The 14,770-nt window shown below is 72.8% G+C and carries 15 protein-coding genes and 1 pseudogene; 9 read left to right on the top strand and 7 right to left on the bottom strand.

Annotation, left to right across the window (positions count from 1 at the left end):
- Positions 1–109 precede the first annotated feature (109 nt).
- Positions 110–1,120 (top strand): LLM class F420-dependent oxidoreductase, encoded by a 1,011-nt coding sequence (locus tag ABTX18_RS06890; protein WP_352121674.1) that lies wholly within the window; start codon positions 110–112, stop codon positions 1,118–1,120.
- A 12-nt stretch (positions 1,121–1,132) separates the two neighbouring features.
- On the opposite strand, the gene ABTX18_RS06885 is transcribed toward ABTX18_RS06890, so the two are convergent.
- From ABTX18_RS06885 to ABTX18_RS06870, 4 genes and pseudogenes are all read right to left on the bottom strand, one after another.
- Positions 1,133–1,933, bottom strand: coding sequence for an SAM-dependent methyltransferase (locus ABTX18_RS06885; RefSeq protein WP_352121673.1), 801 nt, complete (start codon positions 1,931–1,933; stop codon positions 1,133–1,135).
- Positions 1,934–2,204: 271 nt separating this feature from the next.
- The gene (locus ABTX18_RS06880) at positions 2,205–3,239 is read right to left on the bottom strand and encodes a PHP domain-containing protein (protein WP_352121861.1); all 1,035 of its coding nucleotides are present in this window, start codon (positions 3,237–3,239) and stop codon (positions 2,205–2,207) included.
- Positions 3,240–3,330: 91 nt separating this feature from the next.
- Positions 3,331–3,613: pseudogene (locus tag ABTX18_RS06875) on the bottom strand (hypothetical protein); the annotation flags it as partial.
- 115 nt (positions 3,614–3,728) lie between these two features.
- Positions 3,729–4,283: a hypothetical protein gene (locus tag ABTX18_RS06870; protein ID WP_352121672.1), complete on the bottom strand. Its 555-nt coding sequence runs from the start codon at positions 4,281–4,283 to the stop codon at positions 3,729–3,731.
- Between the two features lie 141 nt (positions 4,284–4,424).
- Here ABTX18_RS06870 and ABTX18_RS06865 point away from each other — a divergent pair, with 141 nt between their 5' ends.
- Positions 4,425–4,715 carry a hypothetical protein gene (locus tag ABTX18_RS06865; protein ID WP_352121671.1) on the top strand — a complete coding sequence of 97 codons (291 nt, stop codon included), beginning with the start codon at positions 4,425–4,427 and terminating at the stop codon, positions 4,713–4,715.
- Between the two features lie 24 nt (positions 4,716–4,739).
- Here the strand turns inward: ABTX18_RS06865 and ABTX18_RS06860 are convergent, their stop codons facing one another.
- Genes ABTX18_RS06860 through ABTX18_RS06850 form a run of 3 tightly spaced genes read right to left on the bottom strand, consistent with a single transcriptional unit; the run spans position 4,740 to position 7,985 of the window.
- The gene (locus tag ABTX18_RS06860; protein ID WP_352121670.1) at positions 4,740–5,813 is read right to left on the bottom strand and encodes a prenyltransferase/squalene oxidase repeat-containing protein; all 1,074 of its coding nucleotides are present in this window, start codon (positions 5,811–5,813) and stop codon (positions 4,740–4,742) included.
- A complete protein-coding gene (locus ABTX18_RS06855) occupies positions 5,810–6,586 on the bottom strand; it encodes a class I SAM-dependent methyltransferase (protein WP_352121669.1) in 777 nt (258 codons plus the stop codon). The genes ABTX18_RS06860 and ABTX18_RS06855 overlap by 4 nt, the downstream gene beginning before the upstream one ends.
- Before the next feature lie 58 nt (positions 6,587–6,644).
- Complete coding sequence (locus tag ABTX18_RS06850; protein ID WP_352121668.1) at positions 6,645–7,985, bottom strand: glycosyltransferase family 4 protein; 1,341 nt, start codon at positions 7,983–7,985, stop codon at positions 6,645–6,647.
- A 264-nt stretch (positions 7,986–8,249) separates the two neighbouring features.
- Between ABTX18_RS06850 and ABTX18_RS06845 the strand changes: the two genes are divergently transcribed.
- From ABTX18_RS06845 to ABTX18_RS06815, 7 genes are all read left to right on the top strand, one after another.
- Positions 8,250–8,861, top strand: a complete 612-nt coding sequence (locus tag ABTX18_RS06845) for a TetR family transcriptional regulator (protein WP_352121667.1) — start codon at positions 8,250–8,252, stop codon at positions 8,859–8,861.
- A gap of 175 nt (positions 8,862–9,036) precedes the next feature.
- The gene (locus ABTX18_RS06840) at positions 9,037–10,323 is read left to right on the top strand and encodes a substrate-binding domain-containing protein (RefSeq protein WP_352121666.1); all 1,287 of its coding nucleotides are present in this window, start codon (positions 9,037–9,039) and stop codon (positions 10,321–10,323) included.
- A gap of 3 nt (positions 10,324–10,326) precedes the next feature.
- Positions 10,327–11,121, top strand: a complete 795-nt coding sequence (locus ABTX18_RS06835; protein WP_352121665.1) for an ABC transporter ATP-binding protein — start codon at positions 10,327–10,329, stop codon at positions 11,119–11,121.
- Positions 11,121–11,864 (top strand): ABC transporter ATP-binding protein, encoded by a 744-nt coding sequence (locus tag ABTX18_RS06830; RefSeq protein ID WP_352121664.1) that lies wholly within the window; start codon positions 11,121–11,123, stop codon positions 11,862–11,864. The genes ABTX18_RS06835 and ABTX18_RS06830 overlap by 1 nt, the downstream gene beginning before the upstream one ends.
- Positions 11,864–12,751 (top strand): branched-chain amino acid ABC transporter permease, encoded by an 888-nt coding sequence (locus ABTX18_RS06825; RefSeq protein ID WP_352121663.1) that lies wholly within the window; start codon positions 11,864–11,866, stop codon positions 12,749–12,751. The genes ABTX18_RS06830 and ABTX18_RS06825 overlap by 1 nt, the downstream gene beginning before the upstream one ends.
- Complete coding sequence (locus ABTX18_RS06820) at positions 12,748–13,857, top strand: branched-chain amino acid ABC transporter permease (protein WP_352121662.1); 1,110 nt, start codon at positions 12,748–12,750, stop codon at positions 13,855–13,857. Before ABTX18_RS06825 ends, ABTX18_RS06820 begins: the two co-directional genes overlap by 4 nt.
- On the top strand, positions 13,854–14,738 hold the full coding sequence (locus ABTX18_RS06815) for an alpha/beta fold hydrolase (RefSeq protein WP_352121661.1): 885 nt from the start codon (positions 13,854–13,856) through the stop codon (positions 14,736–14,738). Before ABTX18_RS06820 ends, ABTX18_RS06815 begins: the two co-directional genes overlap by 4 nt.
- The last annotated feature ends 32 nt before the right edge of the window (positions 14,739–14,770 follow it).

The following is a 14,770-nucleotide window of genomic DNA, read 5'->3' as shown; positions in this document are numbered from 1 at the left end:
ACAGCGCACGCACCACCGACAGCGGCCCCTCGCCCCTTCCGGGCGAGGGGTCGCTGTCGTACCCTCCGACTGTCCCTGACGCTCCGTCAGAGAGCTTGGAGGCAACGCAATGCGGCTAGGACTCGCACTCGGCTACTGGGGCCGCGGCCCGAACCCGGCCCATCTGGATCTCGCCCGTGAGGCGGAGGAACTGGGCTATGCGTCGGTGTGGACGGCGGAGGCCTGGGGCTCGGACGCCTTCACGCCACTGACCTGGATCGCCGCCCACACCTCCCGTATCCGGCTGGGCACCGCCCTCGCGCAGATGGCGGCCCGCACCCCGACCGCGACCGCGATGCACGCCCTGACCCTGGACCACCTCTCCGGCGGCCGGATGATGCTCGGCCTCGGACTGTCCGGCCCGCAGGTGGTGGAGGGCTGGTACGGACGCCCGTTCCCCCGCAGCCCGCTCACCGCGACTCGCGAGTACGTCGACGTGGTGCGCCAGGTCCTGCGCCGCGAGGCGCCCGTCGCCCTGGACGGCCGGTTCCACTCCCATCCGTACAACGGCCCGGACGCCACCGGCCTCGGCAAGCCGCTGAAGCCGATCACGCATCCGCTGCGCGCCGGGCTCCCGGTGCTGCTGGGAGCGGAGGGCCCGAAGAACATCGCCCAGACCACCCGGATCGCGGACGGCTGGCTGCCGCTGTACTGGTCACCGCTGCGCACCGATGTGTACGAGGCCGCGCTGACCGGCCTCCCCGAGGGCTTCGTGATCGCCCCGATGGCCCGCGCCCAGGTCTGCGACGACGTCGCGGAGGGCCTGCTCCCCGTGAAGGCGATGCTCGGCTTCTACATCGGCGGCATGGGCGCCGCGTCCCGCAACTTCCACGCCGACCTGATGGCGCGGATGGGGTACGAGGAGGAGGCGCGGCACATCCAGCGACTGTTCCTCCAGGGCCGCAAACGGGAGGCGGTGCTGGCCGTCCCGGACGCGTTCGCCGACGAGATCTCCCTCGTCGGCCCCCGCGAACGCATCGCGGAACGCCTGGAGTTGTGGCGCAAGGGCCCGGTCACCGACCTCCTGGTGACGGCGCCGGACCCACACACCCTGCGGGTGCTGGCGGAGCTCAACCAGTAGCCACCACGGCCGCTACCGCTTGGCGGCGACGAATCCCCACTGGTCGACCGGCTCACCGACGACGGGCTCCTCGGGGCGCCACAGGCTGATCGAGCCGAAGCCCGGCTCCACCAGCTCGAGTCCGTCCGCGAAGGTCGCCATGCTCTCCTTGGGCCGCGAGATGTACGGCATGGCACCGCCCGTGGCGTACTCCTCGGATGCGGCCTCGGTCTCGGGGGTCCCGATCGTGTCGCACTGCATCAGATAACTACCCACAGGCAGCGCGTCCAGGTAGCTGCGCAGCAGCGCCGCGGCCTCTCCCGAGTCGGCGACGTGCCCCAGCGTCGAAAGCACCATCACGGCAACCGGCTTGTCGAGATCCAGCGTCCGCGCGGCCTCGCGCAGGACCGTCTCCGCGTCCCTCAGGTCCGCGTGCACATAGTCCGTCGCTCCTTCGGGGCGGCTGGTGAGCAGGGCCCGCGCGTGCGCCAGGACGATCGGGTCGTTGTCCACGTACACGATCCGTGCCGTCGGATCGACGCCCTGGGCGACCTCGTGCGTCGCGTTCGCCGTCGGCAGTCCGGTGCCGAGGTCCAGGAACTGCCGTATCCCCGCCTCACCGGCCAGATAGCGCACCGCCCGCGCCTGGAACGCCCGGGAGGCGCGCGCTATGTCGATGATCTGCGGGTACAGCTCCTCCATGGTCGCCCCGAGCCGGCGGTCCGCCTCGTAGTTGTCCTTGCCGCCCAGCCAGTAGTTCCACACCCGCGCCGAATGCGGCGTCCCCGTGTCGATCCCGTCCACCGGCGTCGGGGTGCCCTGCTCGTCAGTCATCGGCCCTCTTCAAGTCGCACATCGGTCGCGCGGAAGACCCCCCGTACCGCGCACGCCCCATGCTTCCTCACGAGCATCGTCCGCACCAGCCTTGGCATGATCCAAACGAATGGCCCTACGCGTAGATCCGCAGCACGGTCGAAGGCAGTAGTTACGGCAACACCGGCCGGCCGGCTTCAGTACACATGCACGGACACCGACGCGGAACGGCTGTCAATCGGCGCCTGGCCATCGAAGTTTCAGCTAGCAGCGCCCCCGGCCGGCACACGTACTACGTGCCGCCCGGCACCCGGCCCTCGCGGGTCCAGCCCAGCAGTTCGTCCGCCGTCCACGTCGTGACGACCCGCTCCGGCGGGACCCCGCACTCCTCTGCGCGGGCGCAGCCGTAGATCTGCCAGTCGAGCTGTCCGGGGGCGTGCGCGTCCGTGTCGACGGCGAACAGCGTGCCCGCGTCCACGGCTTGGCGCAGCAGGCGACGGGGCGGGTCCAGTCGTTCGGGCCTGCTGTTGATCTCGACGGCGGTGCCCGACTCCGCGCAGGCGGCGAAGACCTCGTCCGCGTCGAATCGGGATTCCGGCCGGCCCCGGCCGGTGACCAGGCGGCCGGTGCAGTGGCCGAGGATGTTCGCCCGGGGGTGGCGGACGGCGGCGACCATGCGCCGGGTCATCGGGGCGGGGTCCATCCGCAGCTTGGAGTGGACGGAGACCACGACGAGGTCCAGCCGTTCCAGCAGCTCCTCCTCCTGGTCGAGGGTGCCGTCGAGGTGGATGTCGCACTCGATGCCGGTCAGCAGCCGGAACGGCGCCCACTGTTCGTTGAGTTCGGCGACCAGATCGAGCTGTTGCCGCAGCCGCTCGGCCGAGAGCCCGTTCGCGACCGTCAGCCGGGGCGAGTGGTCGGTGAGCACCGCCCAGTCGTGGCCGAGCTCCGCCGCCGCGCGGCCCATCTCGTCGACCGGGCTGCCGCCGTCCGACCAGTCGGAGTGCAGGTGGCAGTCGCCGCGCAGCAGCGCCCGCAGGCGTTCACCGCCCTCGGCGAGCGGGCCGCGCTCCTCGGTCTCCGTCTCCAGTCGCTCAAGGTAGGCGGGGGTCCCTCCGGCGACCGCCTCGCGGATCACCTGGGCGGTGCGGGGGCCGATGCCCTTCACCTGTTCCAGGGAGCCGTTCGTCACCCGCTCCACGGCCTCGCCGTCGGCCATCGCCGCCACGGCGTGGGCGGCGGTGCGGAAGGCCTGGACCCGGTAGGTCTCGGCCCTGCCCCGCTCCAGCAGGAAGGCGATCCGTTCCAGGGCCCGGACCGGGTCCATCGGCACCTCCTGGCAGAACGGGACGGACATCCCCTCCAGCTTGGCGCAGCCCCGCCCGCCCCGCACACCGGCCGCGCGGCCCCGCCGCCGGTCAGCCGAAGGAGGACCGGTCCAGCCAGAAGTCCAGGAGCTTCGCGTCGCCCAGTACCTCGACGCGGTCGCTGTCCGGGGCCCAGGCGGCGGTTGAAGACCGGCATCAGGTCCGTGAGCGGGCCGCGCGGCGCCACGGTCGCCTTCCCGTGCGCGCGGCGCCAGGTGAAGCCGTCCTCGCAGAACTCGATGAGCCACTCGGCGTCCGGTACGTCGGTGGCGTGCAGGTGGAGGGAGCGGCCTCCGCCGCGCAGCTCCGCGGCCTCCGGGTCGCCCTCGGCCTGGGCGTGGGCGCCGACGGGCAATCGCCGCGGTCCCGGCCGCCCCGTCGGCCGGCCAGGCGTCGAGCACGGCGGGGTGCCCGCACCCCCATGCGGCCACATCCCTTCTCACATGCGGTCATCCGCCGAGCTGTGAGGTGGACGGCACCTTTTCCTTCACCTCGGCGCCCGCGCTCTTGCCGGCGTCCTTGATGCTGTTGATGACGTTCTCGAACGCGCCGACGTCCCCTTCGCCCGCCTCGCCCTTGCGGAGCTTGGTGGCCATGCCCTTGAGGGACTCGATGCCCGCGGTCAGCGGGGCGACGGCCTTCGACAGCAGCGGGTCGCCCTTGGCGTTGACGGTCGCGGCCTTGAGCCGGTTGTAGGCGAAGCCGCCGGCGAGCCCGGCCTTGACGAGCGCGAAGGTCCGCCCGTCCGCGCCCTTCTTGAACTTCCCCGCGCGGTACGGCTTGACGATCCATTGGTACGTCGCGCCCGCCGCCAGGCCCGCGTTGGCGACGAACCGCGTCTTGGCGAACTTCTGCGCCTCGGCCGACGACGTGCCGGTGGGCGATGCCGAACTGCTCGCACTGCTGTTGTCGTCGTCGCCCCCGCACGCGGTGGTGCCCACCAGCACGGAGCAGGTCAGCAGCAGCGCGACGAGGAGTCGGCGGAGCGGTACGGAACGGGGCACGGCGGGCCTCCCTGACCGGGGACATCACGGCGGGTGCCGGGGCCCGGCACTCCCCCGTCAGGCTGGCCGCGGCGGCCCGGCCCCGCCACCCCGGGACCGCCGTCCGGGTTTCACCGGGCCGAAAACGGCAATCCGGAATCCATGTCCTACAGCAGAGGCAAGGGAAGCAGCACCGCTGCACGCGTCATAGCCGTGGTGGCGGACGTCATGGCCTTCATCATCGGCCTGTGGATTCTGATGTACCTGCTCGACGCCAACCGGGGCAACGACCTGGTCGAGTTCGTCCGGCACACCGCCAGGTGGCTGGCCGGCTGGTCGTACGACCTGTTCACGTTCGACGAGGCGTGGGCCAGGGTCGTCGCCGGATACGGCCTCGCCGCCGTCGTGTACCTGTTCGTCGGTCACGCGGTGGCCGGCCGCATCCGGCACTGAGCACACCGTAGAACCCGAACGGGCTCAGCCGCAGCAGTCCGGTTCCAGTCCCTTCGGCAGCCGTTCCCCGCTGAAGACCGCGGTGGTCGCCTCGTCCCCGCCGAGCGCGGCCACCGCCAGCAGGAGCGATCCGGCGGTCCACGCCGTGTGCTCCTCCGGCCAGAACGCCCGGTTGCCCTCGAAGACGTACCCCGTCCAGTACATCCCGCCCTCGGCCCGCAGATGCTGGATGGACTGGAGGATCTCCAGGGCCCGGTCGGACTCGCCCATCATCCAGAGCGCCAGGGCGAGTTCGCAGCTCTCGCCGCCGGTCACCCAGGGGTTGGGCAGCACACAGCGCACGCCGAGACCGGGAACGACGAAGCGGGCCCAGCCCTCGTCGATCCGCTGCTGGGCCGCCGGTCCCTCGATCGCACCGCCGAGGACCGGGTAGTACCAGTCCATCGAGTAGTGGCTCTTGTCGAGGAAGCGCTCCGGGTGGCTGCGGATCGCGTGGCCCAGCGCCCCGGTCGCCAACTCCCAGTCGGGCTGCGGCTCCTCGCGGCGCTCGGCGATGGCGAGCGCGCAGCGCAGGGCCTGGTGGATGGAGGAGGAGCCGGTCAGCAGCGCGTCCGTCACCGGGGTGCCGTCGGCCTCCCGCTTCCATCCGATCTGCCCGCCGGGCTGCTGGAGCCGCAGGACGAACTCGACGGCGGCGAAGACCGTCGGCCACATCCGGTCGACGAACGCGTCGTCGCCGGTGGCGAGGTAGTGGTGCCAGACGCCGACGGCCACGTACGCGCAGAAGTTGGTCTCCAGGCCCCGGTCGGTCGGCCGCTGCGGGTCGCCGTCGTGGTAGGCGGCGTACCAGGAGCCGTCCTCGTTCTGGTGGCGGGCGAGCCACTCGTACGCGCGTTCCGCGGCGGCGTGCTCACCGGCCGCGTCCAGGGCCATGGCGGCCTCGGTGTGGTCCCACGGGTCCAGGTGGTGGCCGCGGAACCACGGGATCGCTCCGTCGTCGCACTGCACGGCGAGGAGGGCGGCGACGGTCTCCGCGGCCTCCTCGGCGGTGAGGACTCCGGGCAGGACGAGGTGTTCGGTCCGCTCGGGAAGACTCACGCCTCGGCCTTCGCGGAGTCGCGGGCGCGCACGGGGGCCTCGGCGGTCACGGTGGCGGGCAGGTGCGGCTTGGTCGCGTACGCCACGAAGCTCTTGCCGACGACGGGGTTGAGCAGCTGTTCGGCGACCCGGGTGGCCATCGGCTTCTTCATGATGTCCCAGACGAGCAGCTTGTGGTACGCCCGCACCGGCAGCGCCTTGTCGTTGTCGACGCCGAACGCGCACTTCAGCCACCAGTACGGGGAGTGCAGCGCGTGCGCGTGGTGCGTGCCGTACGGCTTGAGGCCGGCGCCGCGGATCTTGCCCAGCAGTTCGTCGGCCTTGTAGATGCGGATGTGGCCGCCCTCGACCTCGTGGTACGCGTCGGAGAGCGTCCAGCAGACCTTCTCGGGGCCGTAGCGCGGCACGGTGATCGCGATGCGGCCGCCGGGCTTCAGGACCCGGACCATCTCGGCGAGCACGCCCTTGTCGTCCGGGATGTGCTCCATGACCTCGGAGATGATCACGACGTCGAAGGACGCGTCGGGGAACGGCAGGTTGAGCGCGTCGCCCTCCATCGCGGTGGCGGTGGCGCCCTCGGGCGCCTCCCCGGCCTCCTTCATCGCGGCGAACCACTTCGCGACCTCGCGGATCTCCTCGCCGTTCTGGTCGAGTGCCACGACCTGGGCGCCGCGCCGGTAGCACTCGAAGGCGTGGCGTCCGGCGCCGCAGCCCAGGTCGAGCACTCGGTCGCCTGCGGCGAGCGGGAAGCGGGTGAAGTCCACGGTCAGCACGAAGGCCTGCTTTCGCGGTCGAGGGGTCGGAGGGGGAGGGTGCGGGTGAGGGGCGGTGTCACCGTCGGCCGCCGGGGCCGGTGGCGGCGCGGGCCGCGATCGCCTCCCGGTAGAGCGCGGCCGTGCCGATCGCCGCCTGCTTCCAGGTGAACCGGGCGAGGACCCGTTCGCGTCCCGCGGCCCCGAGCCGCGCGCGCAGCTCCGGGTCGCCGAGCAGCCGGCCGAGCGCGTCGGCCAGGGCCCCTGCGTCGGCGGGCGGGACGGCCAGACAGGTCTCACCGTCGGGTCCCGCGACCTCGGGGATCGCGCCGCCGGTGGTGGCGACGAGCGGGGTCCCGGTGGCCATGGCCTCGGCTGCGGGCAGCGAGAAGCCCTCGTACAGCGAGGGGACGCAGGCGATCTGGGCGCTGCGCACCAGGTCGACGAGTTCGGTGTCGCTGATGCCCTTGACGAACTCGACGGCGTCCGCGAGCCCGTGCCGTTCGATGGCCCGGGCGACCGGTCCGTCCTCGGCGCGGCGGCCGACGACCACGAGGTGCGCGGCAGGGTTCTCCGTACGGAGCTTGGCCAGCGCGTCGACGAGATGGACGAGGCCCTTGAGCGGGACGTCGGCGCTGGAGGTGGTCACGATGCGGCCGGGCACCTCGGCGACGGCGGGGTCGGGCGACCACAGGTCGGTGTCGGCGCCGATGTGCACGACGCGGACGCGGTCCGGGCGCACGCCCAGGTGGTCGACGATCTCCTGCCGGGAGGAGCCGGAGACGGTGAGCACGGACGGCAGCTTGCGCGCGACCCGCTTCTGCATCCGGGTGAACGCGTACCAGCGGCGTACGGAGGCGCGCCGGCGCCGGGTCGGGGCGGCGGCCAGGTCGAGCTCCCGGTCGACGGTGATGGGGTGGTGGATCGTGGTGACGAGCGGGGCCCCGAGGTCGCCCAGGAGCCCGTAGCCGAGGGTCTGGTTGTCGTGGATGACGTCGAACTCGCCGCGCCTGGCCGCGAGATGGCGGCGGGCACGCAGACTGAAGGTGAGCGGTTCGGGGAAGCCGCCGGTCCACATGGTGGCGACCTCGGCGGCGTCGATCCAGTCCCGGAACTCGCCCGCCTTCGGGGTGCGGAACGGGTCGGGCTGCCGGTAGAGGTCCAGGCTCGGCAGCTCGGTGAGCGGGACGCCCTCGTCGAGCACGGGATAGGGCTGGGCGCCGATCACCTCGACGCTGTGGCCGAGGCGGGCGAGCTCCCGGGCGAGGTGGCGTACGTAGACGCCCTGGCCGCCGCAGAAGGGGTTGCCCTTGTACGTGAGGAGCGCGATGCGCAGGGGCCGGTCATCAAGGGGGACGGTGCCCGTGTCCGACGTGCCGACGCCCGCACGGGGGCCCGAATCTATGGCCTCAGCGGTCACACTCGGCCCCCTTCTCACTGCGTGTTCGCCGGAGCGTAACCGCTCACGCTAATCTAGAACAAGTTACAGGTCGACCGGCACTTGGAGGGCGGCGTCGATCTCGGACCACATCGTTCAACGAGCTACGAATCTACCGGCAGGTAGCAACCGCGCAACGGCCGGATCAGGTGATTCGCGCCACGACACACACCCTGGCATGCTGTGCGCCGCCGGACCGGCCGCCGCAGCTCGCGGTCGCGGCCAGAAGCCTGGGGATGGGGACACATGACAGCGGAAGCCGGACCGGCATCGCCGCCCCTGACGGAACGCCAGGAGGCCCGTCGCCGCCGCATCCTGCACGCCAGCGCGCAGCTCGCCAGCAGGGGCGGTTTCGAGGCCGTCCAGATGCGTGAGGTGGCTGAGGCCGCCGGGGTGGCCCTGGGCACCCTGTACCGCTACTTCCCGTCCAAGATCCATCTGCTGGTCGCCACCATGCAGGACCAGCTCCAGCACATGCACGGGACCCTCCGCAAACGGCCGCCGGCCGGGACGAGCGCGGCCGAGCGGGTCGCCGACACCCTGATGCGGGCGTTCCGCGCGATGCAGCGCGAACCGCACCTGGCGGACGCGATGGTGCGCGCGCTGACCTTCGCGGACCGCAGCGTGAGCCCCGAGGTGGACACGGTCTCGCGGCTCACGACGGCGATCATCCTGGACGCGATGGAGCTGGACCGCCCGACTCCCGAGCAGCTCTCGGCGGTCCGGGTCATCGAGCACACCTGGCACTCGGCGCTGATCACCTGGCTCTCGGGGCGGGCGTCGATCGCACAGGTGAAGATAGACATCGAGACGGTCTGCCGGCTGATCGACCTGACGGCGGAGGAACCGGCCGGCTGAGGCGCGCGGGCCGCGCAGGACCGTTCCGGCCGAGCGCCGCGACTCCCGGCATCTGCCCATGTACGGCGCCCACATGAGCCCCCGGTCAGGTGGGGCGCCCTGCACCATATCGACGACGGCACGGTCTTCATACGGTTCGGCGACATCACAGGAACACGCCGAGGAGCCGGTCGCCATGCGTCGTAGAACCAGTAGAACCAGTAGAACCAGTAGATCCAGCACAGCCGGCAGGGCCCGCGGATCCCTCACCGGCCTCCGTACCGTCGCCGTCCTGGCCGCCGCCGGTCTGCTGCTGACCGGCTGCACCGCCGCCGGCACGGCGGGCGGCTCCGGGTCCGGCGGGTCCGGCGAGTCCGCCGACGACTCGGCCGTGAAGGTCGGCCTGGTCTACTCCCGGACCGGGCTGCTCGCGGACTACGGCAAGCAGTACCGCGACGGCTTCATGGCCGGCCTGGACTACGCGACGAAGGGCACCGGCAAGGTCGCCGGCCACCGCATCGAGGTCACCGAACAGGACGACGCGGGCGACCCGGGCAAGGCGGTCTCCGCCGCGAAGAGCCTGATCGGCAAGGGCTACAAGGTGCTGGCCGGCACCACCGACTCCGGTGTCGCCCTCCAGATGGCGCCGCTGGCCGCGCAGAACAAGGTGCTGTACGTCAGCGGCCCGGCGGCCACCGACGCGGTGACCGGCATCAACGACTACACGTTCCGCTCGGGCCGCCAGTCCTACCAGGACATCCTGACGGCGGGCACGATGCTCGGCGACGCGAAGGGCAAGAAGGTCACGGTCCTCGCGCAGGACTCCACGTTCGGCCAGGCCAACGTCGCCGCGGTCAAGGCGGTGCTCGGGGCGAAGGGCGCGCAGGTGGGCTCCGTGCTGGCGCCGCCCAGCGCGACGGACCTGACGCCGTTCGCCCGGCAGGTCAAGGCAGGCGGGCCGGACCTGGTCTTCGTCGCCTGGGCCGGGTCCACCGCCCCGGCCCTGTGGACCGCGCTGAACCAGCAGGGCGTGCTGGGCGCGGGCAAGGTCGTCACCGGCCTCGCCGGCACCGCCTCGTACCCGGTGTTCGGGGCGGCCGGGGCCAAGGTGTCGTTCCTGGCGCACTACTTCCCGGGCGCGGGCGGCGGCAGCGCCGTGGAGAAGGCGATGCTCGACTCGGTGACGAAGGCGGGCGGCACGCCCGATCTGTTCACCCCGGACGGCTTCACCGCGGCCCAGATGATCGTGCACGCCGTCGCCGAGGGCAGCGCCACCGACCCGGCCGCGATGGTGCGGGCCCTGGAGGGCTGGACCTTCGACGGGCCCAAGGGCGAGCAGCAGGTCCGGGCCGAGGACCACGCGCTGCTCCAGCCCATGTTCGTGGCCCGGCTGTCCGGCAAGGGCACCGCCCTGAAGCCGGAGCTGCTGGGCACCGAGGCGAGGGACGCCGTGGCGCCGCCCGTGAAGCCCTCGGCGGGCTGAACCGTGACCGCACCCCACACCCTCGGGCGTCCGGGAGCCGCTCCGGCGGGCGCCGCGGCCCCCGTGCTCCGGCTGGACGGCATCGGCTGGAGCGTCGGCGGCGCGACCATCGTCGAGGACATCACGCTGAGCGTGCGCGAGGGCGAGTTCCTCGCCTTCATCGGGCCCAACGGAGCCGGTAAGACCTCCCTGTTCAACCTGATCAGCGGGCTGACGCTGCCGACCGCGGGCACCATCGAACTGGACGGGGCGGACCTGACGGACCGGCCCGCGCACGTCCGGGCCCGGCGCGGCGTCGGCCGGACGTTCCAGACGTCCAGCCTCTGGCCCGCGATGAGCGTGGCCGACCACGTACGGCTGGCCGCGCAGGCCGCCCGGGGCGGCTCGTACCGCCTCTGGCGGCGCGCCGACCCGTTCGCCGCCGAGGTGACCGGCGTCCTGGAGCGCACCGGTCTCGGCCACCGCGCCCGGGCCACGGCCGCCGAGCTGTCGCACGGCGAGAAGCGGAAGCTGGAGCTCGCCGTACTGCTGGTGGGCGAGCCCCGGCTGATGCTGCTCGACGAGCCGATGGCCGGGGTGAGCGCCGAGGAGGTCCCGGCGCTCACCGAACTGATCCGCACCCTGCACCGCGAGGAGGGCCGAACCGTCCTCATGGTCGAGCACCACATGGACGTACTGCTGGGCCTCGCGGACCGGCTCGCCGTGATGCACCACGGCCGGCTGCTCGCCCTCGACACGCCCGAGGCCGTGACCGCCGACCCCACCGTGCAGCAGGCCTACCTCGGGGAGGGGCTGTGATGACAGAGCAACCCCTGCTCGCCGTGCGGGACTTGCGGGTCCTGATCGGCGGCCGCCACATCCTGCACGGCGTCGGCCTGGACGTCGCGGCCCACGGCGTCACCGCGCTGCTCGGCCGCAACGGGGCCGGGAAGACCACGACCGTACGGGGCATCCTCGGCCTCGTCCCGCGCGAGGGCAGCGTCCGCCTCGACGGCGAGGAGACCGTGACACTGCCGACGCACGCACTGGTCCGGCGCGGCATCGGCTACGCCCCCGAGGACCGCGGCGTCTTCGCGGGGCTGACCGTGGCGGAGAACCTGCGGCTGGCGGAGCGGCGCGGCGCGGGCGAGCCCGCGTACGCGCTCGTCCACGAGCTCTTCCCCGAACTCAGGCAGCGGGCCCGGCAGTTGGCCGGGACGCTGTCCGGCGGCCAGCAGCAGATGGTCGCCATCGGCCGCACCCTGCTCAACGCCAACCGGCTGATCATCGCGGACGAACCGACCAAGGGCCTGGCCCCGAAGGTGGTCACCGAGGTCGCCCAGGTGCTGGAGCGGGCCGCCGAGGCCGTGCCCGTACTGCTCGTGGAGCAGAACCTCGCCGTCGTACGGCGCCTCGCCGCGCACTGTGTGGTGCTGGCCGACGGCCGCACCGCCCACCGGGGCCCGGCGGCCGAACTGCTCGGCGACGCGGAGGCGGCCCGCAGACTGCTCGGCGTGGGCCACGGGCCGCTGACCTCACACCCCGCGGAGGCGGATTCCTGATGTCCACCCTCGTGCTGCTCACCCTGACCGGACTCGGTCTGGGAGCCCTCTACTTCCTCATCGCGTCCGGACTCTCGCTGATCTTCGGCCTGATGGACGTCCTCAACTTCGCGCACGGGGCCCTGCTCTCCATCGGTGCGTACGGCACCTGGTGGGCGGCGTCCGGGAACCTGCCCGGCGCGGGGCCCGGCGGGGCCGGCTTCGTCCTCGCGGTCCTGTTCGGTACGGCGGTGGGCACCGCGGCCGCCGTGCTCCTGGAACTCGCCGTCGTCCGCCCGCTCTACACCCGGCCGCGGGAACAGGTGCTCGCCACGGTCGGGGTGGGGCTCGCCATCCCGGCGCTGCTCGCGGGCATCTGGGGCTCGGACGCCCGAACCTTCCCCGGGCCCGAGGCCCTGTCGGGCACCTTCGGGCTGCTGGGCGCGCAGGTCCCCGTCAACCGCCTCGTCCTGATCGCGGCGGCCGTCGTCGTCCTGGTGGCGCTGCGGCTGTTCCTGGGCCGGACCCGGCACGGCCTCGTCGTACGGGCCGGCGTCGAGGACCGGGCGATGGTCACCGCGCTCGGCGTCGACGTCCGCAAGGCGTTCACGCTCGTCTTCGCGATCGGGGGATGCGCCGCGGCGCTCGGCGGGGCGCTGGGCGGGCTGTACTTCGGCTCGGTCGACCCCCGGCAGGGCACCTCGCTGCTGATCTTCGCGTTCGTCGTCGTGGTCACCGGCGGCATGGGCTCGGTGACGGGCGCCGCCGTGGCGTCCGTCGTCATCGGCCTGGTCCAGCAGTTCGCCAACTACTACACCGCGGCGGGCCTCGGCGACCTCGCGGTCGTCGTCCTGCTCGCCGCGCTGCTGCTGATCCGCCCGCGCGGACTGACGGGGAGGCTCGCGTGAGCACCGCCACCGAGACATATGACCGTACCGAGGGCCCCGCGGCCCCGACGCGGGCGGCTCGCGCACCCCGGCTGCTGCGCTGGTGGCCGGCCGCCGTCCTGCTGCTCCTGGTGGTCGCGCCGTTCAGCGCCGTGCCGGTGCCGGGCGTGCTGGACGGGCCGCTCGGCAGCGCGGGCAGCCTCCAACTTCTCGCGACCTGCCTGCTGTTCGGCGCACTGGCCACGGGGTACGACCTGCTGCTCGGGCGCACCGGACTGCTCTCGTTCGGCCACGCCCTGTACTTCGCGTCGGGCAGTTACGCCACCAACATGTTCCTGCTGGAGGCGGGGCTGCCCTTCGCCCTCGCCGCGGCCCTCGGTCTGCTCTTCGGGACCGCGCTGGCCCTGGTCCTGGGGTCGGTGAGCCTGCGCGTCACCGGGATCGGCTTCTCCATGGTGACCCTCGCCTTCGCCCAGGCGGGCTCGATCCTGGTGTCGCGCAACCCCGGCGGTGTCACCGGCGGCGAGGAGGGGCGGGCTGCACCGGCGGACCTGCTGCCCTCCTGGCTCGTCGGCATCGACCACACCGCGAACCTCTACTGGATCGCCCTCGCCTACCTCGTCCTCACCCTGGCCGTCGTGACGTGGGCGGTCCGCTCCCCCACCGGGCGCGTGTGGGAGGGCGTCAAGGAGAACGAGCGCCGGGTGGAGGTGCTGGGGCTGAAACCGTACGGATTCAAGCTGACGGCCTTCGTCGTCGCGGGCGCGCTCGCGGCGCTCGGCGGGATCGTGCACCTGCTCCTGACCGGCGGTTCCACGCCCCAGACCACCACCTCCGACTTCACGCTGTCGCTGCTGGTGATGGTGGTGCTGGGCGGCTCGGGCACCCGCTGGGGCCCGATGGCCGGCGGCATCCTCTACACCTGGGCGGACCACCGGCTCGGCGATCTGGCCGGTTCGGGCGCGGTCGCCGATCTGCCCGCGGTGCTCCGCGTGCCGCTCTCCCAGCCGTTGTTCCTGCTGGGCGTGCTGTTCGTGGCCGTGGTACATCTGCTGCCGGGCGGCCTGGCCCGGCTGCCCGCCCGGCTGAGGGCCGTCCCGTCCCGGAAGGAGACCGGAGACCAGTGATTCCGTACGAGGAGATCGAAGTCCCCGTCGACGGAGGCGCGTTGGCCGCGCTGCGCTGGCCGGCCGCCGATCCGGACGCGCCGACGGTGGTGGCCCTGCACGGCATCACGGCGAACGCGCTGTCCTGGGGCACGGTGGCCCGGCTGCTGGCCGGACGCGTCACGCTGATCGCCCCGGATCTGCGGGGGAGGGCGGGGAGTTCGGCTCTCCCCGGCCCGTACGGCATCGCCGCGCACACGGACGACGTGGCGGCGCTGACCGAGGCGCTGGGCCCGGGCCGGGTGGTGCTGGCGGGCCATTCGATGGGCGCGTTCGTGGCGGCGCTGGCCGCGGTGCGCTACCCGGACCGCTTCGGCCCGCTGCTGCTCGTCGACGGCGGCATCGGCTTCCCCGCGCCCACGCATCTGACCCCGGACGAGCTGATGACGGCGGTGATCGGTCCTGCGATGGACCGCCTGTCGATGACGTTCGCGGACCGGGCCGCCTACCGCGCCTTCTGGCAGGCCCATCCGGCGTTCGCGGGCGCGTGGTCGGACGAGGTGGACGCGTACATCCAGCGCGACCTGACGGGCGAGGAGCCGTCCCTGCGCTCGACGTGCCGGATCGAGGCGGTCCGCACGGACGGCGTCGGCCTGTTCGACGACGAGGTCCTGACGGCGGTACGGAAGCTGCCCGCCGAGGCGACGCTGCTGTGGGCGGCCCGCGGTCTGATGGACGAGGAGCAGGGACTGTACGACGAGAGCCGGCTGGCGGCGGCCGATCTGGCCGGGACGCGGGTGGAGCCGGTGGCGGTGAAGGACGTGAACCACTACACGGTGCTCACGGGCGAGCGGGGCGGACAGGAGATCGCCGACCGGCTGGTGGCGTTCGCACAGGCATGAGGGGGCGGGTCCGGCCGGACCCGCCCCCTCCT

The sequence above is a fragment of the Streptomyces sp. NPDC096323 genome, assembly GCF_040302845.1.
In the GTDB taxonomy this organism is placed as follows: Bacteria; Actinomycetota; Actinomycetes; order Streptomycetales; family Streptomycetaceae; genus Streptomyces.
This window is presented reverse-complemented; position numbering and strand designations above follow the sequence as displayed.